This is a genomic window from Stutzerimonas sp. C6.4V, from assembly GCF_058536345.1.
The window spans coordinates 321,146-346,669 of record NZ_JBZUBM010000001.1; the positions used below are offsets into that span (position 1 = coordinate 321,146).

At 60.1% G+C, this 25,524-nt stretch carries 23 protein-coding genes; 7 read left to right on the top strand and 16 right to left on the bottom strand.

Features of this window, described 5'->3' with window-relative positions:
- Positions 1-2: 2 nt before the first annotated feature.
- The 4 genes from AC4LFW_RS01495 to lpxC all read left to right on the top strand — a co-directional run bounded on the left by AC4LFW_RS01495 (position 3) and on the right by lpxC (position 4,378).
- Positions 3-860: a cell division protein FtsQ/DivIB gene (locus tag AC4LFW_RS01495; RefSeq protein ID WP_491817178.1), complete on the top strand. Its 858-nt coding sequence runs from the start codon at positions 3-5 to the stop codon at positions 858-860.
- A gap of 12 nt (positions 861-872) precedes the next feature.
- Complete coding sequence (gene ftsA / locus AC4LFW_RS01500; RefSeq protein ID WP_491817180.1) at positions 873-2,120, top strand: cell division protein FtsA; 1,248 nt, start codon at positions 873-875, stop codon at positions 2,118-2,120.
- Positions 2,121-2,167: 47 nt separating this feature from the next.
- Positions 2,168-3,355 carry a cell division protein FtsZ gene (gene ftsZ / locus AC4LFW_RS01505; RefSeq protein WP_491817182.1) on the top strand — a complete coding sequence of 396 codons (1,188 nt, stop codon included), beginning with the start codon at positions 2,168-2,170 and terminating at the stop codon, positions 3,353-3,355.
- A 111-nt stretch (positions 3,356-3,466) separates the two neighbouring features.
- Complete coding sequence (gene lpxC / locus AC4LFW_RS01510) at positions 3,467-4,378, top strand: UDP-3-O-acyl-N-acetylglucosamine deacetylase (RefSeq protein WP_491817183.1); 912 nt, start codon at positions 3,467-3,469, stop codon at positions 4,376-4,378.
- Positions 4,379-4,480: 102 nt separating this feature from the next.
- Here the strand turns inward: lpxC and AC4LFW_RS01515 are convergent, their stop codons facing one another.
- The 3 genes from AC4LFW_RS01515 to AC4LFW_RS01525 form a co-directional block, all read right to left on the bottom strand.
- Complete coding sequence (locus tag AC4LFW_RS01515; RefSeq protein ID WP_491817185.1) at positions 4,481-5,014, bottom strand: ferritin-like domain-containing protein; 534 nt, start codon at positions 5,012-5,014, stop codon at positions 4,481-4,483.
- Between the two features lie 109 nt (positions 5,015-5,123).
- On the bottom strand, positions 5,124-5,255 hold the full coding sequence (locus tag AC4LFW_RS01520; protein WP_491817186.1) for a hypothetical protein: 132 nt from the start codon (positions 5,253-5,255) through the stop codon (positions 5,124-5,126).
- A gap of 11 nt (positions 5,256-5,266) precedes the next feature.
- Positions 5,267-5,668, bottom strand: coding sequence for a Rho termination factor N-terminal domain-containing protein (locus AC4LFW_RS01525; protein ID WP_491817187.1), 402 nt, complete (start codon positions 5,666-5,668; stop codon positions 5,267-5,269).
- A gap of 341 nt (positions 5,669-6,009) precedes the next feature.
- Here AC4LFW_RS01525 and rfbD point away from each other — a divergent pair, with 341 nt between their 5' ends.
- Positions 6,010-6,933, top strand: coding sequence for a dTDP-4-dehydrorhamnose reductase (gene rfbD, locus AC4LFW_RS01530; RefSeq protein ID WP_491817189.1), 924 nt, complete (start codon positions 6,010-6,012; stop codon positions 6,931-6,933).
- A gap of 142 nt (positions 6,934-7,075) precedes the next feature.
- Complete coding sequence (locus AC4LFW_RS01535) at positions 7,076-7,975, top strand: AEC family transporter (protein WP_491817190.1); 900 nt, start codon at positions 7,076-7,078, stop codon at positions 7,973-7,975.
- A 14-nt stretch (positions 7,976-7,989) separates the two neighbouring features.
- On the opposite strand, the gene AC4LFW_RS01540 is transcribed toward AC4LFW_RS01535, so the two are convergent.
- Positions 7,990-8,748, bottom strand: a complete 759-nt coding sequence (locus tag AC4LFW_RS01540; RefSeq protein WP_491817192.1) for a VC0807 family protein — start codon at positions 8,746-8,748, stop codon at positions 7,990-7,992.
- 88 nt (positions 8,749-8,836) lie between these two features.
- Positions 8,837-9,790, bottom strand: coding sequence for a lysylphosphatidylglycerol synthase transmembrane domain-containing protein (locus tag AC4LFW_RS01545; RefSeq protein ID WP_491817194.1), 954 nt, complete (start codon positions 9,788-9,790; stop codon positions 8,837-8,839).
- Positions 9,791-9,994: 204 nt separating this feature from the next.
- Between AC4LFW_RS01545 and AC4LFW_RS01550 the strand changes: the two genes are divergently transcribed.
- On the top strand, positions 9,995-11,245 hold the full coding sequence (locus AC4LFW_RS01550; RefSeq protein WP_491817196.1) for a cytochrome P450: 1,251 nt from the start codon (positions 9,995-9,997) through the stop codon (positions 11,243-11,245).
- 5 nt (positions 11,246-11,250) lie between these two features.
- On the opposite strand, the gene AC4LFW_RS01555 is transcribed toward AC4LFW_RS01550, so the two are convergent.
- The 11 genes from AC4LFW_RS01555 to AC4LFW_RS01605 form a co-directional block, all read right to left on the bottom strand.
- Positions 11,251-14,067 (bottom strand): response regulator, encoded by a 2,817-nt coding sequence (locus tag AC4LFW_RS01555; RefSeq protein ID WP_491817198.1) that lies wholly within the window; start codon positions 14,065-14,067, stop codon positions 11,251-11,253.
- Between the two features lie 111 nt (positions 14,068-14,178).
- Positions 14,179-15,468 (bottom strand): phosphoribosylamine--glycine ligase, encoded by a 1,290-nt coding sequence (gene purD, locus AC4LFW_RS01560; protein ID WP_491817200.1) that lies wholly within the window; start codon positions 15,466-15,468, stop codon positions 14,179-14,181.
- 105 nt (positions 15,469-15,573) lie between these two features.
- The gene (purH, locus tag AC4LFW_RS01565) at positions 15,574-17,178 is read right to left on the bottom strand and encodes a bifunctional phosphoribosylaminoimidazolecarboxamide formyltransferase/IMP cyclohydrolase (RefSeq protein ID WP_491817202.1); all 1,605 of its coding nucleotides are present in this window, start codon (positions 17,176-17,178) and stop codon (positions 15,574-15,576) included.
- A gap of 143 nt (positions 17,179-17,321) precedes the next feature.
- A complete protein-coding gene (fis, locus tag AC4LFW_RS01570) occupies positions 17,322-17,642 on the bottom strand; it encodes a DNA-binding transcriptional regulator Fis (RefSeq protein WP_021208373.1) in 321 nt (106 codons plus the stop codon).
- On the bottom strand, positions 17,639-18,652 hold the full coding sequence (gene dusB, locus AC4LFW_RS01575) for a tRNA dihydrouridine synthase DusB (protein WP_491817204.1): 1,014 nt from the start codon (positions 18,650-18,652) through the stop codon (positions 17,639-17,641). The genes fis and dusB overlap by 4 nt, the downstream gene beginning before the upstream one ends.
- 211 nt (positions 18,653-18,863) lie before the next feature.
- Entirely contained in the window at positions 18,864-20,108 is a 1,245-nt protein-coding gene (locus tag AC4LFW_RS01580) for a DUF3426 domain-containing protein (protein WP_491817206.1), read from the bottom strand.
- A 99-nt stretch (positions 20,109-20,207) separates the two neighbouring features.
- Entirely contained in the window at positions 20,208-21,089 is an 882-nt protein-coding gene (prmA, locus tag AC4LFW_RS01585) for a 50S ribosomal protein L11 methyltransferase (protein ID WP_491817208.1), read from the bottom strand.
- A gap of 129 nt (positions 21,090-21,218) precedes the next feature.
- Positions 21,219-22,568: an acetyl-CoA carboxylase biotin carboxylase subunit gene (gene accC / locus AC4LFW_RS01590; RefSeq protein ID WP_491817210.1), complete on the bottom strand. Its 1,350-nt coding sequence runs from the start codon at positions 22,566-22,568 to the stop codon at positions 21,219-21,221.
- A gap of 17 nt (positions 22,569-22,585) precedes the next feature.
- Complete coding sequence (accB, locus tag AC4LFW_RS01595) at positions 22,586-23,047, bottom strand: acetyl-CoA carboxylase biotin carboxyl carrier protein (protein WP_491817212.1); 462 nt, start codon at positions 23,045-23,047, stop codon at positions 22,586-22,588.
- Positions 23,048-23,125: 78 nt separating this feature from the next.
- Positions 23,126-23,569: a type II 3-dehydroquinate dehydratase gene (gene aroQ, locus AC4LFW_RS01600; RefSeq protein ID WP_491817214.1), complete on the bottom strand. Its 444-nt coding sequence runs from the start codon at positions 23,567-23,569 to the stop codon at positions 23,126-23,128.
- Between the two features lie 153 nt (positions 23,570-23,722).
- Positions 23,723-25,519, bottom strand: coding sequence for a protein-disulfide reductase DsbD (locus tag AC4LFW_RS01605; protein WP_491817216.1), 1,797 nt, complete (start codon positions 25,517-25,519; stop codon positions 23,723-23,725).
- Positions 25,520-25,524 lie beyond the last annotated feature (5 nt).

A 25,524-nucleotide genomic window follows, 5' to 3' on the forward strand; every position in this document is an offset into this window, starting at 1 on the left:
CGATGATCGCCACGCTGCGTCATTCCCAGCCATCGACTGGTCGCGCCTCACGCAAGCCGGTGCAGCGGGGTGCGAGCCGACTGGTCCAGCGCGAGCCGTTGTCGGCGCGCTTGCCACGCCCTAGCCTGACCGCATTGAAACGGGGGCTCTGGCCGATCCTGCTGGTCGTGTTGATAGTGGGACTCTACGAACTGGGCCGGTACCTGGCGCCCTATGCCGATCGCCCCATATCGCAGGTCAGCGTGCGTGGCGACCTGACCTACGTCGACCAGCAAGCCGTTCAGGCCCGCATGGCACCGTTCGTCGAAGCCAGCTTCTTCAAGGTTGATCTCGATGGCCTGCGGCATGACCTTGAACAGATGCCCTGGATTGCCCATGTCGAGGTCCGCCGGGTCTGGCCGGATCAGGTCATGGTGCGCCTCGACGAGCACTTGCCGATCGCCCGCTGGGGCGACGAAGCGCTGCTGAACAATAACGGCCAGGCCTTTGCGCCGAATGACCTGACTCAATATGAACACTTGCCGCAGTTGTACGGTCCGAAGCGGGCCCAGCAGCGGGTGATGCAGCAATACCAGATGCTCAGCCAGATGCTCCGACCCCTTGGGTTTTCCATTGCCCGCCTGGAACTCCGGGCTCGGGGCAGTTGGTTTCTGACGACCAAACAAGGCGTCGAGTTGCTGCTGGGGCGTGATCAGGTAGTCGAAAAAATGCGTCGCTTCACTGCCATCTACCAGCAATCGCTGGTGCAGGACAGCGAGAAAATTGCGCGGATCGACCTGCGTTATGCCAATGGCCTTGCCGTGGGCTGGCGCGAGCCGAATCCGACCACGGCGGATGAAGCCGTCGTGGCGAAGAATTGAGGAATGAAACACATGTCTAGCGTGCAAAGCGGCAAGATGATCGTCGGTCTTGATATCGGCACCTCCAAAGTGGTGGCGCTGGTGGGCGAAGTGACCCCGGACGGCGAACTCGAAATCGTCGGGATCGGCACTCATCCGTCGCGTGGCCTGAAGAAAGGCGTGGTGGTGAATATCGAGTCGACGGTGCAGTCCGTTCAACGCGCCGTCGAAGAAGCGCAGTTGATGGCGGGCTGCCGTATCCATTCCGCCTTTGTCGGTCTGGCCGGCAACCATATTCGCAGTCTCAATTCCCACGGCATCGTCGCGATTCGCGATCGGGAAGTGAGCAGTGCCGACCTCGAACGGGTGCTGGATGCGGCACAGGCCGTGGCGATACCGGCTGATCAGCGCGTGCTTCACACGTTGCCGCAGGATTACGTGATCGACAATCAGGAAGGTGTTCGCGAGCCGCTGGGCATGTCGGGTGTCCGCCTTGAAGCCAAGGTGCACGTGGTCACCTGCGCAGTGAACGCCGCCCAGAACATCGAGAAATGCGTACGCCGCTGCGGGCTGGAAGTCGACGACATCATTCTCGAGCAACTCGCCTCGGCCCATGCGGTACTGACCGATGACGAAAAGGAGCTGGGCGTGTGTCTGGTAGACATCGGCGGCGGTACGACCGACATCTGCATTTTTACCGAAGGCGCCATCCGCCATACCGCGGTCATTCCCATTGCCGGCGACCAGGTCACCAACGACATCGCAATGGCGTTGCGCACGCCAACCCAATACGCCGAAGAGATCAAGATCCGCTATGCCTGTGCATTGGCCAAGCTGGCGGGGCCGGGTGAGACCATCAAGGTACCGAGCGTCGGAGACCGTCCGCCACGGGAACTCTCGCGCCAGGCACTGGCCGAAGTTGTCGAGCCTCGTTACGACGAGCTCTTTACCCTGATTCAGGCCGAGCTTCGTCGCAGTGGCTACGAAGACCTCGTACCGGCCGGGATCGTCCTGACCGGTGGCACGGCGAAAATGGAAGGCGCCGTCGAGCTCGCCGAAGAAATATTCCATATGCCGGTGCGCCTGGGCGTACCGCACAGCATCAAAGGGCTGGCGGACGTAGTGCGCAACCCCATCTATTCAACAGGCGTAGGCCTTTTGCTCTATGGCATGCGCAAGCAGACCGACGGCGTACCGATGTCGGGTCTCGGCAACTTCAGCGAAGAACCCAAAACATCTGTCGTGGACCGGCTCAAGAGCTGGATCCAGGGCAATTTCTGAGCAGTGTGGCTGTACCTAAAACTAGAAAGCTGGAAGGAGAGAGGGAAATGTTCGAACTCGTAGATCATACCCCGCAAAATGCAGTGATTAAGGTCATTGGCGTAGGCGGAGGTGGCGGCAACGCCGTCAATCACATGGTGCGCAACAGCGTCGAAGGCGTGGAATTCATCTGCGCCAACACCGATGCCCAGGCGCTGAAGAAAATCGAAGCGCGGACCGTGCTGCAACTGGGTTCCGCCATTACCAAAGGCCTGGGCGCTGGCACCAATCCTGACATCGGACGTCAGGCTGCCATGGATGATCGTGAGCGCATCGCCGAAGTACTCCAGGGCGCTGACATGGTATTCATTACCACCGGTATGGGTGGTGGCACCGGTACTGGTGCTGCGCCTGTCATCGCCTCGGTTGCCAAGGAAATGGGCATTCTGACCGTTGCTGTGGTGACGCGTCCGTTCCCGTTTGAAGGGCGCCGCCGTATGCAGGTGGCTGACGAGGGTATCCGTCAGCTGTCCGAGTGCGTCGACTCGCTGATCACCATCCCCAACGAGAAGCTGCTGACCATTCTCGGCAAGGACGCCAGTCTGCTGTCCGCTTTCGCCAAAGCCGATGACGTGCTGACCGGTGCGGTCCGCGGCATCTCCGACATCATGCAGCGCCCCGGCCTTATGAACGTCGACTTCGCTGACGTGAAAACCGTCATGGGCGAGATGGGCATGGCCATGATGGGCACCGGTTGCGCTTCTGGTCCGAACCGGGCTCGCGAAGCGACCGAGGCAGCCATTCGCAACCCGCTGCTCGAAGACGTCAACTTGCAGGGCGCGCGCGGCATTCTGGTCAACATCACCGCTGGTCTGGACCTTTCGCTGGGCGAATACGCAGCAGTCGGCGAAATCATCGAGGCCTTCGCATCCGACGAAGCGACCGTCAAGGTGGGTGCCGTGATCGATCCGGACATGCTCGACGAGCTGCATGTGACAGTGGTCGCCACGGGTCTCGGTCCGCGCAACGAGAAGCCCGTGAAAGTCGTTGATAACACCCTCCATACCGCTGCGGTAGCCGCCCAGCCGGCACCTGCGCCTCGTCAGGACCAGGCGGCTGTGAATTACCGCGACCTGGACCGCCCAACGGTCATGCGCAACCAGGCTCATGCCGCCGCGACTGCAGCGAAGATGAACCCCCAGGAGGACCTTGACTACTTGGATATTCCTGCGTTCCTGCGTCGTCAGGCTGATTGATTGCATGTATCAGGACTATTGGGGTGATTGGTATTCAGCAAAGTTGGGTTCTGCTATGATCGCCACCTTTGTTGGAAACCATTCGCAACAGCGATATAGCGAAACCAAGCCATGATCAGACAACGCACACTGAAGAACATCATTCGCGCTACGGGCGTTGGCCTGCATTCGGGTGAAAAGGTATATCTCACTCTGAAGCCCGCACCCGTGGACACCGGAATCGTGTTCTGTCGCACCGATCTCAATCCGCCCGTGCAGATTGCCGCACGGGCCGAGAACGTTGGCGAAACCACTATGTCAACGACGCTGGTCAGTGGTGACGTCAAGGTCGATACGGTGGAGCACCTGCTCTCGGCGATGGCCGGGCTCGGGATCGACAACGCTTACGTCGAGCTTTCCGCATCGGAAGTGCCCATCATGGATGGCAGCGCTGGCCCCTTCGTGTTCCTGATTCAATCGGCCGGCCTGCAGGAGCAGGACGCCCCGAAGAAATTCATTCGCATCACCCGTGAAGTGTCGGTGGAGGACGGCGACAAGCGCGCCACGTTCCTGCCGTTCGAAGGCTTCAAGGTAAGCTTCGAAATCGATTTCGATCACCCTGTTTTCCGCGGCCGAACCCAGACTGCCAGCGTGGATTTCTCAAGCACTTCCTTTGTCAAGGAAGTCAGCCGAGCCCGGACCTTCGGGTTCATGCGCGACATTGAGTTCCTACGCTCGCACAACCTGGCCCTGGGAGGCAGCGTCGACAACGCAATCGTGGTGGATGAGGACCATGTGCTGAACGAAGACGGCCTGCGTTACGAGGACGAATTCGTGAAGCACAAGATTCTCGATGCTATCGGTGATCTCTATCTTCTGGGCACCAGCCTGATCGGCGAATTCCGCGGCTTCAAATCCGGACATGCCTTGAACAACCGTTTGCTGCGCACTCTGATGGACCAGAAGGACGCGTGGGAAATGGTGACGTTCGAGGAGTCTCAGACCGCACCGATCTCCTACATGCGTCCGGCAGCTGCCGGCTGAGTAGTACCTCCTTCCTTTTTAGGCCACCTTTCAGGTGGCCTTTTTTATTATCCAAGGGTCCGGCGGCGACAGTACAGCCGACCTGCGATTGCTGCGTTGGGGTCAATTCATACCGTCGAGCAGGCCAGCCATGTCATCGGCGTGCTCTTCTTCCTGAGCAAGGATGTCTTCAAAGATGCGGCGGGTGGTGGGGTCCTTGTCACCGATGTATTGGACAATTTCGCGGTAGCTGTCTATGGCGATGCGCTCAGCAACGAGGTTTTCAAAGACCATGTCACGCAGGCCGTTGCCCTCGGCGTACTGCGCATGGGCTCGCTCGGTCAAGCTGTCCGGATTGAAGTCGGGCTCGCCGCCAAGCTGGACGATGCGCTCCGCCAGCCGATCTGCATGTTCCTGCTCTTCATTGGCATGCTCTAGAAACTCATCGGCTGCAACGCTCGATTTGAGGCCAGTGGCCATATAGTAGTGGCGCTTGTAACGCAGATAGCAGACCAGCTCGGTTGCCAATGCTTCGTTGAGAAGCCTGATCACGGTGTCGCGGTCGGCCGAATAGCTTTCGGTCACTGCGCCATTTTCGACATGTTGGCGTGCGCGCTCGCGCAGGGTCTGCTTGTCGCTTAGTTGTACGAAACTCATCACGGTCTCCTTGATGTAATGCGTTGTGGTGTTCTGTGACCACATGCTGACTGCTGCCCAGCGGGTTGGGGCAGGCCGTTTATTGAGATAGGCCTGTGTGAGGAAAGTTTTATAGGAGGGCCTGGTCTGGCTGCCCGGGTGGTGTCGGTTCTTCGATGGGCACCGGCTCGCCCGGCTCGTCGCGCTCCGGGACAGGTACCGGAGCGGGTGTCCCGTCATCGCGCGGGTCAGGCTCCTGCATGATTGATCACCTCAGCTTAGTGCCTTGATTAGCTCGTCCTTGCGCATTTTCGATCGACCGTGAACGTCACGTTCCCGAGCCTTTTGCATCAATTCGTCACGGGTCAGGTCGGTGAGTGAGGTACTGCCGGAGCGATCGTTGCGAGCTGCTGATCCCTTGTTTGGAGACTCGCCGTCTCGTGACTTGGCTGCCCGATGCGCAGAGTCCTTGCGGTCGGCACGCTTGGCGGTCTCGCTTTTTCCCTGTCCGGAGCCACCCTTGCGCTCGCCGCCTCCGGACTGCTTGTTGACGGTCGCCCATGCTCGCGCCTCAGCCTCTTTTTCGGAAACGCCGCGCTGTTCGTAGCTTTCTTCGATATGTTCGGCTTTGCGTTGCTGTTTCTCTGTGTACTTGGACTTGTCACCTCTAGGCATGACGTTTCTCCAGGTTCAGAAAGGTGGCGTTAACCAGCTGGGGCTTGTCATGTTTGAGTCCATGGCGGGTCGCGAGTTTCACCATGGTAGGATGGCGCGGCATTCCTGAACCCAGGTGACGAATACGTCAAGATCGCTGGTTTCAGGCAGCAACCACCCCGTCCTGTGAATTCGAAAAATTCTACGGCTCTCTGGATTTACGGGAACAAAAGCCGTTTATTTCGGCCTGAACGAAGCACGTCCCGCGCTGACGGGCTTCTGCAGGGCACAGACGTGCATCGAACCTGTTGTAAAAAACCATGCCCGCGCTGTCCGGCGGGCTATTTGTGAGGCGCTACCAGATGCGGATCCTTGTATGCGGTGCCAACGGCCAGGTTGGCCGTGAATTGGTAGACCGCGCCCAGGCATATGGCCTTGAGGCGTTTGGCTTGACTCGCGCGCACCTGGACATTACTCACGCTGAACAGGTTGCGGACGCTATCCGTCAGTTCAAGCCAGGTTTGATTATCAATGCCGCCGCCTATACCCACGTCGATAATGCCGAGACTCACACAGAGAAAGCCTATGCGGTGAATCACTGCGGAGCGGAGCGCCTGGCCGAGGCGGCACGGCAGTCCGGCATCGCATTGCTTCATATTTCGACCGACTATGTCTTTTCCGGTGACGCGCGTACGCCCTACAAGGAATCTGATCCGGTCGCACCAGGCGGTGTCTACGGTGCGAGCAAGCTGGCTGGAGAGCAAGCCATCCAGACCTGCCTGGATCGACACCTGATCCTGCGCACCAGTTGGGTGTATGGCGTGCACGGGCATAACTTCGTCAAGACCATGCTGCGATTGGGGCGTCAGCGCGATGCGCTGTCAGTGGTCGCCGACCAGTATGGCTGCCCGACCCAGGCAGGCAGTATCGCTGACGTACTGCTGGAGTTGGCACGACGCTATGAGCAGGACGGTAGCCTCGCTTGGGGTCTCTACCACTACACCGGCCGTTCGCCTTGTACCTGGCACGACTTTGCGGTGGAAATCTTCCGCCAGGGAGTCGCCAAGGGGTTGCTGGCCAAGCAGCCCCGGGTTTCATCGATCACTACCGCGCAATACCCTACGCCAGCGCGCCGGCCTGCATGGTCGGTTCTGGATTGTTCGAAGTTCGAAGCCACCTTTGGCATTCCAACACGAGACTGGCGCGATGAGCTTTCGGTTGTGCTTGATGCCCTGGCCGAAGCCGAGGCTCGCCAGCTGGAAGCCACCCATCATTCCCAGGCCTGATCGCAGACGGGGTTCAGCGAATCGAAGAGCTTGCCATCGACTGTTGACGGCAACTCAAGCGCACCGTGATTCGCACCCGACGGTCAGGTAACCTTGGGTCCGCAGGGCGGCATTCAGCTGCCGTAGTCGTGGAGAAAGGCGAGTGGTAGTTTTTCAGGCGATATTGCCTATATTTGGCCTGATCATGCTTGGCTACCTGCTGGGCTGGCGGCAGTGGCTAGCCGGCGAGGCGGCCACTGGTCTCGCCAACGTGACCTTCAAACTGTTCATGCCTGCAGTACTGTTTACCGGCATTGCGCGGGCAGAGTTGAGTGAGGGCATGTCGCCAATGTTGCTGCTGGCCTATTTTGTTCCGGTAGTGGCCGTCTTCACCGGGGTCGGGGTGGTCGCGCACCGTTTTCTTGGCCGAGCGTCCCCGTTGGGACTGACCGCAGCCTATTCCAACAACGTCCTGGTTGGGATTCCGCTGGTCACCACGCTGCTCGGACCGGCCAGCCTGGTATATGTGTTTTCCGTGCTGGTATTCCACAGCCTGATCCTGTTTTCCCTGCAAAGCTTCTATGCAGCTTTCGGTTCCGGTCAGCAGGTCAGCGGCAGGGCATTAGCGAAGAATCTGGCCAACCCGCTCATTGTCGGCCTGATGCTTGGCGCGCTGCTCAACCTGTCCGGCTTGCAATTGCCATCAGCGATTTGGCGTGTCGCCGACTGGTTGGCACAGGCGGCGCTTCCCTGTGCGCTGATGGTGCTGGGTATAAGTCTTTCACGCTATCGGCTGCGCCCCAGCGTAACGGCCTTGGGACTCACGCTGGTCAAGCTCGGGCTGTTTCCCCTGCTGGTCTGGTATTTCAGCCGATGGCTGCCAGGGTTAAGCGCGGAGGCCCGTAGCGTGCTGGTACTGCTCGCCGCCTGTCCTAGTGGGGTCAACGTATTGGCGTTCGTAAACAACCCCGAAGATACCCGCGTGGTGAGCTCCGTGGTGTTTCTTTCCACGGTGCTGGCTGCGGTCAGTTTGCCGTTATGGATGCTCTCGATGTCAGCGTAACCCTACCGGCACGCTCAATCGTTTTTGCCCTGGTGATCGGGGTGGGCGTTGTTGGCGATGATGTCTTCCAGCCGGAGCCCGGTCAGGCCGTGTATCGTCCGCCAGAGGTAGTAAAAGATTGCCATCATCATCAGCATGCTGGGTATGGCAATCATGGGATAGCTGAGCAGCGTCATGCGTCCCAACTCGTCATTGAACGCCTCGCTGCCGGCCGGGCTGTGGACAATCCATTTGGCCAGGGCGTAGTTCATGAACGACGAGAAGAAAAAGGTCCCGCTGAGAAAGTAGGTGGCGCGTAACAGGCGCGTTTCGAAATAGTCGACATGCCCCCTCAGTTCCAGTTGCTGGTGAACCTTGGTGACGTTTAGAACCCTGGGGTTGTAAAGCAGCGTGCGGATCAGAGGAAAGCGCGTACGCGTCGAGGCCAGGATAACAATCCCGATGACGCCCGGGATTGCCGCTTCCTTGATCGCCAGCCATTGGGGGTCGAGCTTGAGGAGGCCGATCCCGCCAGTCAGCAGCACGCTCAACAGCCCGAGCAGCGCGATCCAGTTGATCTTCCGGTATCTGGCCAGTTCGAACAGGCCCCAGCCGAGCGGGAATGCCAGCGCCAGCAGCAGCGCTCCGTCTGGACCGAGACGGTCTTCGCTGCTGAGCTTCATCAGGATCAGCGAAGGAATCACGATGCTGATCGCCAGATCCATCAGCGGTCTGGGCTTGTGCTCGGCCGTTGGAGTAGTGCCCGGTTGGTTGCTGCGGGTGTCGTCGGTCATGGATTTTCAGTTCGTCTTTAGCGGACAGGCATGATCGCCCGTGGGCGTTCGCTTGGCCATAGGCCAATGGTGTCTTTGCGAAAGGGCATCACTGGCCAGGCGTCTGTCCGCGTTTTTTCCTGGTAGACCATTGGCCGGCCTCGAATACCGCTACCACCAGAATCGCCAGGGCGAACGGCAGCAGGAGGTAGAAGGCCCTGAAGACAATCAGAGCTGCCAGCACGTCGGCCGTCTTCATGCCGGGCAGGGCGGCGAGAAATGTCACTTCCAACACACCTAGCCCGCCGGGAGCGTGGGATAGCAGAGCGAGGGAGAACGATGCCAGAAACACACCTAACACGATCAGGTAACCGGGATTATCGGCGGTGGGCAGTGTGAAGTAGATGATGGCCGCAGCGCAGGCAAGCTCCAGGGGCGCCGCTACCAGCTGTCGGCCTACAACTGGCAGGCGGGGATACTCGATACGCCACTTGCCAAGATGCAGCGGTGGGAATTGTCGCCATGCGCCGATCAGGTAAAGGCCCACCAGGCACAGCAGCGCAGAGCCGATCGCCTGGGAAACCCATGGCTCGGCATCGACCAGTCTTCCCAGCAATTCAGGCCGCAGCAAGAGAACGCTGCCGCCAGCCAGGAGCGTACCCAGCAGAAAAGTAAAAGAGCAGAAGACGATGAGCACGCCGATTTCCTGCGGAGTCAGTCCCTTGCTGCGATAGGCGCGATAGCGCACCACGGCGCCGGAAAACACCGAGGCGCCGATATTGTGCGCTAGCGCGTAGGTCGTAAACGAGCAGAGCGTGATGAACCACCAGGAGATGCTCTTGCCAAGATGCGCTACGGCGATACGGTCGTACCAGGCCAGCGCGACATAGGCACCAAGCGTCGCTCCTGCTGCCAGCAGCCAGTTGCGATCGCTGATGGCGTCAAGGCTGTCGGTGAGTTCAGCGAGTGAGAGATTGCGTATCTCCTGGAAAAGCAGGTAACCGGAAAGCAGAACTGCCGTGATGCCGATCAGCGTCCAGGCGACATCGCTCCTCTTCATCATTGCGTGGGGCTCCTTGGCGACGCTGCGCAGGGCTCAGGCGAGGCTGGCATAACAGGCGTGGCGCGTCGCGAATTCATTCAGCCGGTCTGTTATCGGCAGCTAGCGGCGCGATTTGTTCAGTTTGCTGCCTGCGGCCACGGCAAACGCGGCACCCGCAGCGCCGTGGGTGGTCCACCACAACAGTCTCCAGAAAAGGTGTGATTTATGGCCGATATTCCACGCATTCCCGATGTGGACAGCTCCCTGGCATTGCTGCGGGAAGGATACCCCTTCATTTCGAGCCGTTGTCGCGCACTTGGTACCGATGTATTTCAGGTCCGCCTCCTGATGCAGGACACCATTTGCATGACCGGCGAGGACGCCGCAAAGCTGTTCTATGACGAGCGGCTGTTCCAGCGTCGGCACGCCGCCCCACGCATGTTGCAAAAGACCCTCTTTGGTCAGGGCGGGGTGCAAGGGCTAGATGACGAGCGCCATAAGCAACGCAAACGAATGTTCATGTCATTGCTGACAGATGGTGCCGTGCATGACTTGGTGAAACTGACCGAGCGCAACTGGCAGGATGCGATCCCGGGTTGGGCCGGCCGCGAGCGAATAACCTTGCTGCCCGAAGTACAGGCGATACTTGCACGCTCAGTATGTGAGTGGGCCGGTGTACCGGTAACTGCGGACGAGTTGCCCGTGCGACGTGACCAGTTGGCCGCATTGATCGACGGGGCCGGTGGCATTGGTGCGCGGCACTGGAAGGCACGCAAGGCGCGTCGGGAGGCCGAAAGCTGGCTCGTCACGCTGATTTCGGAGGTTCGCAGCGGCAGTGTTGCGCTTGATGAGTCTCGGGCGTTGGCCGTGGTCGCACGGCATCGTGATGCGGACGGACAGCCACTGGATGAGAAAACCGCGGCGGTAGAAATGCTCAACCTGCTGCGGCCCACGGTTGCGGTAGCGCGCTTTGTCATCTACGCCGCATTGGAATTGCTCGCCCATCCTCAGTGGCGCGCACGGCTGCAGCAGGATGACGACATGCTCGAACCCTTTGCGCAGGAGGTGCGGCGGCTCCATGCCTTCTTTCCCTTTACCGCGGCGAGGGTGCGTGAGGATTTCGAGTGGCGTGGCTACCTGTTTCCCAAGGGAACCCGGGTCCTGCTGGATCTTTATGGCACCAACCGTGACGAACGGCTCTGGGAGAATCCGGAAGAGTTTCGCCCCGAGCGCTTTCACGAGTGGAATAAAGGGGCGTTCAATTTCATTACCCAGGGAGGGGGCGATGCTGCGACCGGACACCGTTGTCCAGGGGAACCCCTGGCCATCGCTTTGCTGATGGCTGCCCTGCGCATGCTGACACGCCATATGGACTATGCGGTGCCGGCTCAGGAACTACAGATGGCTCCCTCACGGATGCCTGCGCAGCCGGAAAGCCTGTTTATCATCGCCGACGTTCGCGAGAGGAGGGCGTAGAGCACTCAGGGTTGCGGGTCGGGCTCGGTCTTGGTGGCCCGAACCTCGACCCAGTGCTCGATCAGCTCGCGAAGCTGGGACATTTCGACCGGCTTGGACATATGTCCGTCCATGCCTGCCTCCCTGGCACGCTCGCGATGTTCGCTGAGAATGTGAGCGGTCAGCGCCACCACAGGCGTTCTCGGCCGGTTCTCGGCAATTTCCCAGCTGCGCAACTGTGCGGTGGCCTGGAATCCATCCATCACCGGCATCTCGCAATCCATCAGCACCAGGTCGTAGGGCTGCGCCTTGATGGCGGCCAGAGCCTCCTCGCCATTACTGGCCGTGTCCGGCTTGAGGTTCAGCTTGTTCAGCATGCCGCGGATGACCTTGGTGGAAATGCTGTTGTCCTCGGCAACCAGAATCCGGAAGTCATCCGGTACTGACAAGGGCGTGCTCGACTGGGTGGTGGTGGGACGCAACGTCGGGACTGTGTTGCGTCGGGCCAGTTCGTCGGCCAGTGTCGTCTTCAGGGTATAACCGGCAACAGGCTTGGCCAGGATGCGCTTGATGCCGGCGTTGCGAGCGATGATCTTGCTGGGTGCGCTGCTCATGCCTGTCAGCATCACCAGGAGAATGTCATGGTTGAGGCTGAAATCTTCCTTGATCTTGCTGGCCAGCTGCATGCCCGTCATGCCGGGCATGTCCTGATCGAGCAGAACTACGTCGAAATACTCGTTCAGATGGGCCTTGGTGCGCAGTAGCGCCAGAGCCTCCTTGCCGGATGCGACGGCACTGACTTCCATGCCCCAGCTGCTGCATTGCTGACTGAGTACCTTGCGGCAGGTGTCGTTGTCGTCCACAACGAGCAAACGGGTGCCTTTCAACGAAAGGTCCAGATCTCCGTGCGGCTGCTCGAGGACCTCGGCGCCGAGCGGAAGGCTGATCCAAAGGGTATTTCCGGCCAGACCGCTGGTTTGTATGCCGAACTCGCCCCCCATCAGATGAACAAGCTGGCGGGCAATGATCAGGCCTAGTCGACCGCCATGACGGGTCGCGGCGAGGAAGTCGCGACTGTCCAGGGCGGCATTGAGCAGCGCGTCGCGTTCCTGCGCTTCCAGCGGGCGGCCGCTGTCCTGGACCGTTATGCGCAGGCGCGGTTGCTCATTGCTGTCATCGATGGCGGCAATCACCAGCACTTCGCCTTCGTCGGTTTGCTTGAATGCGTTATCCAACAGGTTGAGCAAGGCCTGGCGCAGGCGTGTCGGGTCCCCGGCGACTACATGCGGCATCTGCGGCTGGATGAAGCTGATGAGTTCGACCTTTTGTTGTTCCGCCTTGGCACGGAAGATACCCAGGCAGTCCTCGATCAGTGCGTTGAGGTCGAACTGAACGTCATCCAGTTCGATCTGTCCCGATTCCAGCTTGGAAATATCCAGGATCTCGTTGATGAGGTTGAGCAACTCGTTGCCCGAGCTGTGGATCGTCTGGACATAGTCGCGCTGCTTCGCGGACAGCGAAGTGCTGAGCAACAGCTCACTCATGCCCAGTACGCCGTTCATGGGTGTACGAATTTCGTGGCTGATCTTGGCCAGGAAGTCTGCCTTGGTGCGCAGTTCTGCGCTGGTGACCGCCTCGGCAGTGTGCTGATTACGATTGTCAGCCTGGATCTGCCGCTGCCGCTCAAGCAGAGCGAAACTAAGAATCAGCCCCGAACAGGTCGCCATGCTGAACACCACACCGGTGAGCCAGTTGGGATCAAGTTCGCTCAAACCCAGCAGAACCGGCAGAACAGATATGAAACCTGCGTCGAAGATGAGCATGCCGGCGACCAGCAGCCGAGCTGGATCGTATTGGAGTCGCCAATGGTGAAAGGCAACCAGCGTCACGCTGGCGGCGGCCGCCAGGACCATGACATAGATAAGCCAGCTGTACCAAAGCTGGCCTGTGAAGATGATGATCGCCGCCAGTGCCACGACAAGGGCCACCTGGGTCGACAGCATCCAGCTGACCCAGCGCCTGCGCCGGTGCTGGAAAAAGCCCAGGGTGAACACCAGCAGCGAAATGCAGGCAAGCAGGGCAGCCATGTCCGCAACCAGTGGCTGGCTGTAAAGCAACCGAGGTACCCACACAGCGAGCAGGCCCAGATTGGCTACGGCGCAGGTTAGTAATGCGCCGTGCAGCAGCGCCAGCCAGATATGGCTATAGCTGAGCGTGTAGGCGAAACGCAGCAGGTTGTAGATCAGCAACAGGGACAAGGCGCCGAACAATGCACCGAATAGATAAGCCGGGCGGGCCTGTTCCACGAGGCCTCGCTCGTCGACCGTATAGAACCAGGCGGTGATCGGATGCGACGACTGCAGGCGTATGTACGCCTCGCGAGGTGCCCCGTCATTTGGCAACGAAAACAGATACGCACGGGCCGGCAGAGGGCGCGATTCAAGCGGTTTCAGCTCGCCTGTTTCAACATGCCGCTCCAGCTCGCCGTCGCGCAGGAGGTAGAAATCGAGATATTGCACACGGGGTGCGAAGACCCAGAGCCAGTTGGGGTGGGCGAAGGGTGGCAGGCTTACCTGTAGCCAGACGGCATTTTCGCTGGCTGGCGCTGCGTAGGACAGTTTTTCGATACGCTGGAACAGGCCGCGTTGACCGAGTATCTCCTCGAGTGTGAGTTGGCCTGATTGATCGATCAGCAGGCGCCAGTTCTGCGGCGAAGCCTGGGTGTCGGTTGCTGGTGATGGGGCAGAGGGCTCGACCGGTGCTGCCACGCTGGGCAAAGAAGCGCTCAGCGCAGCCAGCATGAGACTGAAGGTTAAAGCGATGGCGACCCGGAGTCGACGCACGATTGAAGTCCCTTCAGCTCATTGACGGCGGATTATAGGCATGAGAACAAGATGCTGTAATGCACGCAACCACGAGCGGATAGGCAGCAGCGCGCATCACGTCCAGGGACGTCAGCTCTCGCCTTGTTCGCGAGCAATGGCGCGGTATCCAATGTCGTGACGATAGAAATGCCCGTCCCACTCCACGCGCGCGGCCAGCGCATAAGCATTCTGCTGGGCATCGGCTACCGTTTCGCCCATGGCCGTGGCGCACAATACGCGACCACCGGTAGTCACGATCTGGCCATCCTTCAGGCCCGTTCCAGCATGGAAGACCTTGCCGTCCAGCTTGCCAGCCTCGTCCAGTCCCTGAATCGGGGTCCCCTTGGCATAGTCGCCGGGATAGCCGCCAGCCGCCAACACCACACCCAGGCTTGGCCGTGGATCCCACTGCGCCTCGATCCTGTCCAGCGCCTTGGCCAACGCTGCCTCGACGAGCAGCACAAGGCTGGACTGCAGCCGCAGCATGATTGGCTGCGTTTCCGGGTCGCCAAAGCGACAGTTGAACTCGATCACCTTGGGTGCGCCGCTGCGGTCGATCATCAGGCCTGCGTAGAGGAAGCCTGTGTACACATTGCCTTCGGCGGCCATGCCCTTGACGGTGGGCCAGATGACTTCGTCCATGACCCGCTGATGCACATCTGCGGTTACGACCGGCGCCGGTGAGTAGGCCCCCATGCCGCCAGTGTTCGGTCCGCTGTCTCCATCGCCCACGCGCTTGTGGTCCTGGCTGGTGGCCATTGGCAGCACGTTCGCGCCGTCGACCATCACGATGAAACTCGCCTCTTCGCCGTCGAGAAACTCCTCGATGACGACCCGCGAGCCAGCACTGCCGAAGACATTGCCGGAAAGCATGTCGCGTACCGCTTCCTCGGCTTCTGCCAGCGTCATGGCGACGATCACGCCCTTGCCGGCCGCCAGGCCGTCGGCCTTGATTACAATTGGTGCGCCTTTTTCCCGCAGGTAGGCCAGCGCCGGCTCGATCTCGGTGAAATTCTGGTAGTCGGCGGTGGGAATCTGATGGCGAGCCAGGAAATCCTTGGTGAAGGCCTTTGAACCTTCCAGTTGCGCAGCGGCAGCGGTCGGGCCAAAGCAATCGAGGCCGCGGCTACGAAACAGGTCGACCACGCCTTTGACCAGTGGGGCTTCAGGACCCACGATGGTCAGCTGAACATTCTTCTCTGCGAAGTCTGCCAGTTGCTCGATGGCCAGGACGTCGATTGCCACGTTTTCGCATTTTGTCTCGGTTGCGGTGCCGGCATTACCTGGGGCAACGAAAACCTTATCGACACGTGGGTCCTGCGCGACCTTCCAGGCCAGCGCGTGCTCGCGGCCGCCGCTGCCGATGATCAAGATATTCATGGGTCTCTCCTGCGCAGAGAGCTGCAAGCGGCAAGCTGCAAGCTGCAAGTAAAGGCATATACGCTTCTCGCTTGTGGCTTACAGCTTGTGGCCTGCGGCTCGCTGTTAGTGTCTGAAATGGCGCATGCCGGTAAATACCATGGCGATTCCCGCCTCGTCTGCAGCCGCGATGACTTCGGCGTCGCGCATGGAGCCGCCAGGCTGGATTACTGCGGTGATACCCGCCTTGGCTGCGTTATCGATGCCGTCGCGGAACGGGAAGAAAGCGTCGCTGGCCATGACCGCTCCAGCTACCGGCAGCCCGGCGTGCTCGGCCTTGATTGCAGCGATGCGGGCAGAGTTGACCCGGCTCATCTGGCCGGCACCGACGCCCACGGTCTGGCGGTTCCTGGCGTAGACGATGGCGTTGGACTTGACGAACTTGGCCACTTTCCAGGCGAAGATCAGATCATGGATTTCCTGTTCGGAGGGTGCGCGGCGAGTCACTACCTTTAGGTCGGCTTCGCTGATCATCGCAATGTCACGGCTCTGTACCAGCAAACCGCCATTGACTCGCTTGAAGTCCCAGCCGGGTGCCCGTTCTGCTGGCCACTGTCCGCATTCGAGTAGCCGCACGTTTGCTTTGCTTGCCACGATGTCACGGGCTGCGGCGGAAATGCTCGGCGCAATGATCACCTCGACGAACTGACGCTCGACGATGGCTTTCGCGGTTTCGCCGTCCAGTTCACGGTTGAAGGCGATGATGCCGCCAAAGGCTGATTCGCTGTCGGTGGCGTAGGCCAGTTCGTAGGCCTGACGAATGCCACCATCGGCTTCCGGAACCACCGCAACGCCACAAGGATTGGCATGCTTGACGATGACACAGGCTGGCTTGACGAAGCTTTTCACGCATTCCAGCGCGGCGTCCGTGTCGGCGACGTTGTTGAACGAGAGTTCCTTGCCTTGCAGCTGACGAGCCGTGGCGATACAGGCTTCGTCGGCGGTTTCAACATAGAAGGCTGCAATCTGGTGCGGGTTTTCCCCATAGCGCATGTCCTGCGCCTTGACGAACTGGGTGGTGAAGGTGCGTGGCAGCAGGCTGCGACCTTCTGTGGAAAGTGTCTCGCTGCGCTGGTCAACCGTTCCAAGGTAGTTGGCAATCATGCCGTCATAGGAAGCAGTGTGCTCGAAGGCCTTGAGCGCCAGGTCGAAGCGCTGGGCATAGGTCAGCCCACCATTTCCGAGATTTTCAATGACGTCGTCATAATCGTCGGCATTGACCACGATGGCGACGTCCTTGTGGTTCTTCGCTGCGCTGCGGACCATTGTAGGTCCACCGATGTCGATGTTCTCGATGGCATCGGGCAGCGTGCAGCCGGGCTTGGCCACGGTGGCTGCGAAGGGGTAGAGATTGACGGCAACCAGATCGATGGGGTTGATGCCGTGCTCAGCCATGACCTCGCCATCCAGGTCACGGCGGCCAAGAATGCCGCCATGGATCTTCGGATGCAGCGTCTTGACCCGACCATCCATCATTTCCGGGAAGCCCGTGTAATCGGCGACTTCCACCGCAGCGATGCCGTTGTCTTGCAGCAGCTTGAAGGTGCCGCCGGTGGACAGGATTTCGACGCCGAGGGCGGCGAGGGCGCGGGCAAAATCAACGACGCCGGTCTTGTCGGACACGCTGATCAGCGCGCGGCGGACGGGAAGGCGAGTGCTTTGGTCGGTCATTGTTATTCCAGTCGATTGGGCAATTCGGGTCAGCTTGCTAGAAGCTAGAAGCTAGAAGCTAGAAGCTAGAAGCTAGAAGCTAGAAGCTTAAAAGCTAAAAGCTAGCGATCTGGCTGTATGTCGAGGCTGCAAAAACTTCCGGCTTACAGCAGGTCGTACTGCTTGAGTTTCTTGCGCAGGGTGCCGCGGTTCAGGCCCAACAGTTCCGAGGCCTTGGTCTGGTTGCCCTTGACGTAATTCATCACGGTTTCGAGCAGCGGCGCTTCTACTTCGGAAAGCACGAGGTTGTAGACGTCCGTGACATCCGCGCCTTCCAGGTGGGCGAAATAGTTATGCAACGCCTTTTCCACGCTCCCGCGCAAGGTCTGGCCTGCTTCGCTCGGCGTATTCAGGTGTTGCTTGAGGTTTACGTTGTCGCTCACGGATGTTGTTCCAGTTAACAGTGTTTCGTTCAACAGCGTCATGCAGCCACCCCTTTTCCATCCCCCGAGTCAGGGCCTGTTCGGCGCTCGGCAAAAAATGCCCGCACGCTGGCGCATTGCGCATCCCTGTCTTCCAAACCATTGAACCGGGCACGGTATTCCCGCGCACCGGGTTGTGTCGCCAGATACCAGCTGACGTGCTTACGGGCGATACGCACGCCCATGACATCCCCGTAGAAGGCGTGCAACGCCTCCAGATGTTGCAATAGGATGCTTTCGACTTCCGTCAGCGTGGGTGGCGCCAGCAGCTCGCCCGTTGCCAGGTAGTGATTGATCTCGCGAAAGATCCAAGGCTTGCCTTGAGCGGCGCGGCCGATAAGCAGCGCGTCGGCGCCGGTGGCGTTCAGTACCTGTCTGGCTTTCTGTGGTGTGTCTATGTCTCCGTTGGCAAAAACCGGTATCGATACCGCCTGTTTGATCGCAGCGATGGTTTCGTACTCGGCTTCTCCCGTGTACAGGTCCGCTCGCGTTCGGCCATGTACGGCCAGTGCTGCGATACCGGACTGCTCGGCGATCTTTGCCACCTTCAGCCCGTTTCTGTTGTGTCTGTCCCAGCCCGTGCGGATCTTCAGCGTTACCGGAACGTCAACCGCTCCTACGACCGCTTCGAGGATCTCGGCTACCAGGCTTTCATCTTTCATCAGCGCCGAACCGGCCGCCTTGTTGCAAACCTTCTTGGCCGGGCAACCCATGTTGATGTCGATGATCTGTGCGCCTAGCTCCACGTTGCGCATGGCTGCCTCGGCAAGCATTTGCGGATCGCCACCCGCTATCTGCACCGAGCGGGGTTCCGGGTCGCCGTCGTGCAGCAGGCGCAGCCGCGACTTTCGGCTATTCCAGAGGCGCACGTCGCTGGTCACCATTTCCGAAACCACCATCCCGGCACCCAGCCGCCGGCATAACTGACGGAACGGCTGATCGGTCACGCCAGCCATGGGGGCGAGGATCAATCGATTGGGAAGAGTGTAGGGGCCGATACGTACCGCTGACATGGAGATTCCCTGCTTGGAGCCTGCTTGTTAGGTCGATCGGGACAGCAAAAAAGGGTGTGCATAATACCCGCTACGCATGACCGGTTAAAGGCTGTTCTGAACAAAATCTGAACAGCCTCAAGCTTATAACCGGCAGCCGGATTGGCACGTCAATGCGACCGGCGGTGGCAGGTTTCGCGATGCCAGGAGCGGTGCTACGGCAAGCTGAACCCTAATCGGGAGAGCGGAAACTCAGGCTGTAATTAACCGCCTTGGTACCGGGATCGAGGATGTCCAGCGCAATGTGGATGGGGACCTGTGACGGCATCTCCCGTTGCCCGGCGAGTTCGCCGGATAGGTATTCACCTGGTTTGAAGCTGCGGCTGGCCAGTGTCTGGCCGTTGATGTCGGCGAAGCGTACCTCCAGCAGCGGAAACGGCTGTGCGAACGGGGCACGGTTGTAGATGATCGCGTCGACTACCAGCGCACCGGTGAACTCCGGGTGGCTGCGCACCACCAGATTGCTGCTCTTGATCTGGGCGATGTCGACCTTGGCTGGCAACTCGCAGCCCAGCGATGAACAGACTTTTTCGAGCCAGGGACGGTATTCGTCCTGGCGCGAGAGCTCGTCGAAGTTGTAGGTCACGTACTGAGCGGCCAGCACCAGGAGCGCGATCAGATTCAACAGGCCCCAGCCGAGCCAGCGCCCCCATGGCCTGCGGCGGGCCTCCCAGTCCAGCTGCAAGGGTTCTTCGTCAAGTTCGAACAGCGGCTCTTCCCGATTGCGGGAGCTTGGTTGCGAGTCGAGGGTCTCGCCAGTTGCGGTGATCCTGACGGCATCATCGGTTTCGTCGTCCTCATCTGGCGGGCCCGCGCCAAGGGCCGGCTCAGCGCGTGGTGGGGGCTGCGTCGTGACAGGTTCGCTCAGAACGCGGTGGGTGCCTTTCAAGGGGGTTGGCGGAGCGGGGTTGGCCGTCGTCACAGGGGTGAGATGCGTCAACTGGAGGCTTTGCTCGGTCTCTGCTGCCGAGGTCGAATCAGCGCCGACTGCCGTAGATGGCAGCCGGTCATCCTCGGCGCTGATCAGGCGCTCGGCCCATGCCTCGTCATCCTTGGTTCGCTGTGCGTCCAGCTGGAGCAGCTCGCGAGCCAGCTCGTGCTCCTCCCGCTCCAGCTTTGCCAGCTCTGCATCGAGATCCAGCTCATCAAGGTCCAGATCGTCGTGAAGCCAACGGGCCTCGTCTGTAGGAGTAGGTGTCGTCGGTGACGGCGGTTGAGGGCTCGCAGCGCCAGGAATGGCGCTTCGAACACCCACGTCCTTTACCAGCGATACGTCGTCGTTTTCCAGGTCCCGGGCAGCGTTGAAGATTTCAAGGCAGGCACCGCATCGCACTGCGCCGCGGGCAGCGGTGAGCTGGGTGCGGCTGAGGCGAAAGCGGGTTCGGCAATGCGGGCACTGGGTGACGAAAGTGGTCATGCGCTGGTCCGGCGGAAATGCCGGCTAGTCTAGCGCATCCCCGCTAGCCTGCGGCAGTGCCAACGCTCAGGCTCGACAGATGCATGCTGAGGAGTGGGGTCAGGCGTGACGGGTACCGGTGATGCGCACCCAGCCATCCTTCTCTGCAGTCGTGTCGAGGTGGAACTGCCCGGAATAGGCCGCGCGTACTTCGTCAGCCTGCTCGGCCAGAATCCCCGAGAGGGCCAGCCGACCGCCCGGCTTGACCCGCTCGATGATTTGGGGTGCCAGCGTAACGAGCGGGCCGGCGAGAATGTTGGCAACCACGACATCTGCCTGGCCTGCCGGCAACTGCTCCGGCAGATACAGCAGGAAGCGCTCTGGCTCTATCCCGTTGCGTCCCGCATTGTCACGCGATGCTTCGATCGCCTGGATGTCGATATCCGTGCCGATCGCCCGTTCGGCGCCGAGAAGCAAGGCGGCGATGGCGAGAATGCCCGAGCCGCACCCAAAATCCAGTACCTGCAGGCCCGTTAGCGTCTGCGCATCCAGCCACTCCAGGCAGAGCGCGGTGGTGGGGTGCGTTCCCGTGCCGAAGGCAAGCCCCGGATCGAGCAGGAGGTTTACCGCGTCGGGTTGAGGAGCTGCATGCCAGCTGGGCACGATCCATAGCCGTCGACCGAAGCGCATGGGCTGGAAGTTATCCATCCAGCTTCGCTCCCAGTCCTGATCTTCGATGTGCTCGAGCTGGTACTGGGGCAGTTCGCCTCCGGTCAGTAGCTGCAGGTGGGCGAGGAGGTTGCTCTCATCTACATCGCTTTCGAACAGCGCCAGCAGATGAGTGTGCGTCCATAGCGGCGTGGTGCCCAGGTCAGGCTCGAAAATTGGCTGATCCTGCGCATCCATGAAGGTGACCGACACTGCTCCAACGCTCAGCAGTGCGTCTTCCAGGCCCTCTGCCTGTTCCGGAGAGATGGCGAGACGAAGTTGTAACCAGGGCATGGGGTTTCCTTCCGCAAACGGCTTCAAGACGCAAGCTTGAAGCGATCGATAAAAAAAGGGGATCGGCTAGCGCCGATCCCCCAACATCATACTTTTGCAGCTTGCAGCTTGCAGCTTGCAGCTTGCAGCTTAGTGCTTATCCATACCCAGTTTCTTTTCCAGGTAATGGATGTTCACCCCGCCTTTACAGAACCCCTCGTCGCGAACCAGATCCCGGTGCAGCGGGATATTGGTCTTGATGCCATCGACAACGATTTCGTCTAGCGCATTTCGCATACGCGCCATGGCTTCTTCACGGGTGGCGCCATAGGTGATCAGCTTGCCGATAAGCGAATCGTAGTTCGGCGGGACCGAATAGCCGCTGTACAGGTGCGAATCGACCCTGACCCCAAAACCTCCCGGTGCATGAAAATGCTTCACCTTGCCGGGGCTAGGCAGGAAGTTCGATGGATCTTCCGCGTTGATCCGGCACTCCAGCGAGTGGCCGCGGATCACCACGTCTTCCTGCTTGATCGAAAGCTTGTTGCCCGCGGCGATACTCAGCATCTCCTTGACGATGTCGACACCCGTAACCATCTCGGTCACCGGATGCTCAACCTGGACGCGTGTGTTCATCTCGATGAAGTAGAAGCGGCCATCCTCGTAAAGAAACTCGAAGGTGCCGGCACCACGGTAGCCGATCTCGACGCAGGCGTCGGTGCAGCGCTTGAGCACTTCAGTGCGCGCTTTCTCGTCAATGTAAGGCGCTGGGGCTTCTTCAAGGACCTTCTGGTGACGGCGTTGCAGCGAGCAGTCGCGGTCACCCAGGTGCACGGCGTTGCCCTGACCATCGGAAAGCACCTGGACTTCGACGTGACGTGGGTTGCCGAGAAACTTCTCCAGATAAACCATGGGATTGCCGAACGCCGCGCCAGCCTCGGTACGGGTCAATTTGGCCGACTTGATCAGGTCTTCTTCACGATGAACGACACGCATACCACGGCCACCGCCGCCGCCGGCGGCCTTGATGATGACCGGATAACCCACCTCACGGGCGATGCGCAGGGCTTCGGCTTCGTCTTCCGGCAATGGGCCATCGGAGCCTGGTACCACTGGCACGCCGGCCTTGATCATGGCGTCCTTGGCTGAAACCTTGTCGCCCATGAGGCGGATGGTTTCCGCTTTCGGACCAACGAACGCAAAGCCGGAATTTTCCACCTGTTCGGCAAAGTCGGCGTTTTCGGCAAGAAAACCATAGCCCGGGTGAATGGCCGTGGCTCCGGTCACTTCAGCCGCAGCAATGATCGACGGGATATGCAGGTAGGAGTTTGTGGCGAGGGCCGGACCAATGCAGACGGACTCATCTGCCAAGGCCAGGTGCATCAGTTCCCGATCGGCAGTGGAATGCACCGCGACCGTCTTGATCCCCATTTCCTTGCAGGCTCGCAAAATCCGCAGGGCGATTTCACCGCGGTTGGCGATCAGTACTTTTTCCAACATCGCTGAATCTCCGCGGTTCAAACGATGGTGAACAGCGGCTGGTCGTATTCGACCGGCTGACCATTCTCCACCAGGATGGATTCGATGGTGCCGCTGGTTTCGGCCTCGATGTGGTTCATCATCTTCATGGCTTCGACGATGCAGAGGATGTCGCCCTTCTTGACAGTCTTGCCGACATCGACGAACGAGGCAGCCTCTGGAGAGGAGGCGCGGTAGAAGGTGCCAACCATCGGCGAGCGAACCACTGTGCCGTTGAGCTTCGGCTGGGCCGGAGCAGCATCAGCGGCAGGAGCAGCGGCGGCTGCTGGAGCCGAAGCAGGTGCAGGCATTGGCGCCTGGGCGTAGTAGGGCTGCTGCATGGCCACCTGCTTGCTGTGGCGGCTGATGCGAACGGATTCTTCACCTTCGTGAATTTCCAGCTCGTCGATACCGGACTCTTCCAGCAGTTCGATCAGTTTTTTGACTTTGCGAATATCCATGAAGCGGTGACTCCCAAGTAAGTTCAAAGGGCATTGCTGCTCGCTTCTTCGAGGCCGGGCATCTTGATGCACGGCCTGTCAGGAAGCAGCGAGTTGTTCCAGGGCGGCCTCCAATGCCAGGCGGTAGCCGCTGGCGCCAAGGCCGCAGATCACCCCTACCGCGACATCCGAAAAATAGGAGTGATGGCGGAAAGGCTCACGCTTGTGCACGTTCGACAAGTGCACTTCGATGAATGGGATGCTCACGGCCAGCAGCGCGTCACGTAGCGCAACGCTGGTGTGGGTAAAAGCGGCCGGATTGATCAGAATGAAGTCCACGCCTTCGCTCCGGGCAGCATGGATACGCTCGATGAGTTCGTATTCGGCGTTGGACTGCAGGTGCAGAAGGTGATGGCCGGCATCCCGTGCCCGCTGTTCAAGATCCTCATTGATCTGAGCCAGCGTCACCGCGCCGTATACGCCAGGTTCGCGGGTGCCAAGCAGATTCAGGTTCGGGCCGTGCAAGACCAGAAAGGTCGCCATGAATAGTCCTTGTTTTTATCCGGGAAAGCGCTGCGGTGCGGGCCGATACCGGTGAGGGGAAAAACTATGCACGAAGCGGGGGCTGACTGTCCAGTCATGTCGTGATCGGCGTAAATGCCGACATTATGACTGGAGATTGCCGCAATGAATCGTCTAGAAAAAGGATTGGGCGCGATCCAGTCGCTTGGAAAACTGATCGGCGTCGATTTCACCGACGACCCGTACGTCGGCCATTTCAGCGCCTGAGCGATCAAAGAAGAGAATGGCAGGTGGTCCGAACAGCTTGTAACGGTCCAACAGCCCTCGCTGCTCGGGCTTGCTGTCGGTGATGTCGAAGCGAATCAGCTGGTAGTCGGACAGGCGTGGTGCGATCTGCGGGTCGGCAAATACTTCTCGCTCGATCACCTTGCAGCTGATGCACCAGTCCGCGTACCAGTCGAGCAGGGCCGGTCGACCTGCAGCCCTTGCAGCGGAAAGCTGGGCATCGAGCGCGGCCGGCGTGGTCACGGTGTTCCAGCTTTCGTTGTCGGTCGGCGTGCCGCTGGCAGCGGACAAGACAGGGCGAGGGAGCGGGCGCAAAGGGTCCGTACCGCCCTGCAGCGCGCCGATCCAGGCGGTCAGGCCGTATATCAGGAGCATCAGCCCCAGCAGTTGCGCGAGTTTCTGCCGTGGCGCCTTCTGCACCAGTTCGAGCGTGCCGAGAAACAACGCCGTGCCTGCTGCCAGAGCTCCCCACAGAAACAGCGCCACTGGGCCTGGAAGAACGCGTTCGAGCATCCAGACGGCAACTGCCAGCAGCAGTACCCCAAAAGTGTTGCGTACCGTCACCATCCAGGGGCCACTCTTAGGCAGCAATGCCCCACCGCCAGTGGCGAACAGGATAAGTGGCGCGCCCATGCCCATCCCTAGAGCGAACAGCTTCAGTCCGCCGCCCAAGGCATCGCCGCTGGCGCTGATGTAGAGCAGTGCACCCGCCAGAGGCGCGGATACGCAGGGCGAAACCAACAGGCTGGATACCGCACCAAGCAAGGCTGCGCCCATGAACGAGCCGCCCTTGGCGCTGCCAGCCAGATGGTCGAGGCGGCTGTTGACGGCCTGTGGCAAGCGCAACTCGAACATGCCGAACATGGCCAGGGCAAAAACCACGAAGAAAGCCGCGAAGGGGATGAGGATCCATGGCGATTGCAGTCTTGCCTGCAGGTTCAGCTCGGCACCGAATACACCCATCAACGCACCGAGCAAGGCAAATCCGGCGGCCATTGGCAGCACATAGGCCAGTGACAGCAGAAAGCTGCGCATTCCGCCGGTCTGCCCACGCAGGACGACTCCGGACAGAATAGGGAGCATGGGCAATACGCAGGGAGTAAAGGTCAAACCGAGCCCGGCCAGGAAGAACAGCGCGACTGAACGCCACGAACGCGAGTCATCTGTTTCGCTGACACCGGGATTGCTGCCAGGGGAGACTGAGGGGCCTGATGATGGGGCGGCTGCTGCGTCGCCTATATCAAGTGTTTCGGTTTCCGGAGGGTAGCAAAGACCTTTATCCGCACATCCCTGGTAAGTCACCCGTAGCGTGAACGGGCGGCTATCTGGGTTTTGCACTGGCAGCTCGACGTCCAGTACGCCGTAATAGACTTCGACCTCGCCAAAGTAATCGTCTGTTTTCGCTTCTCCCGCCGGAAGCTGCGCCTCGCCGATAGCGACCGCCGGATCGCTTGATACGAACTGAAAACGATGCCGGTACAGGTAATAGCCTTCGGCGGCAACGAAACGCAGCTTGACCTGCTCGGGTGAGCTGTCAACCAGGCTCAGGCGGAAGGCTTCACGTACGGGCAGAAAGTCGGCGCTGTTGTTCAGTCCACCCAGGGTAGCGCTTGGTCGACTATCGAACAGGCCTGCGCTGGCGGGAAGGGCAAGCAGTAAAAACAGCAGACTCAGCAAACGACGCATAGTCA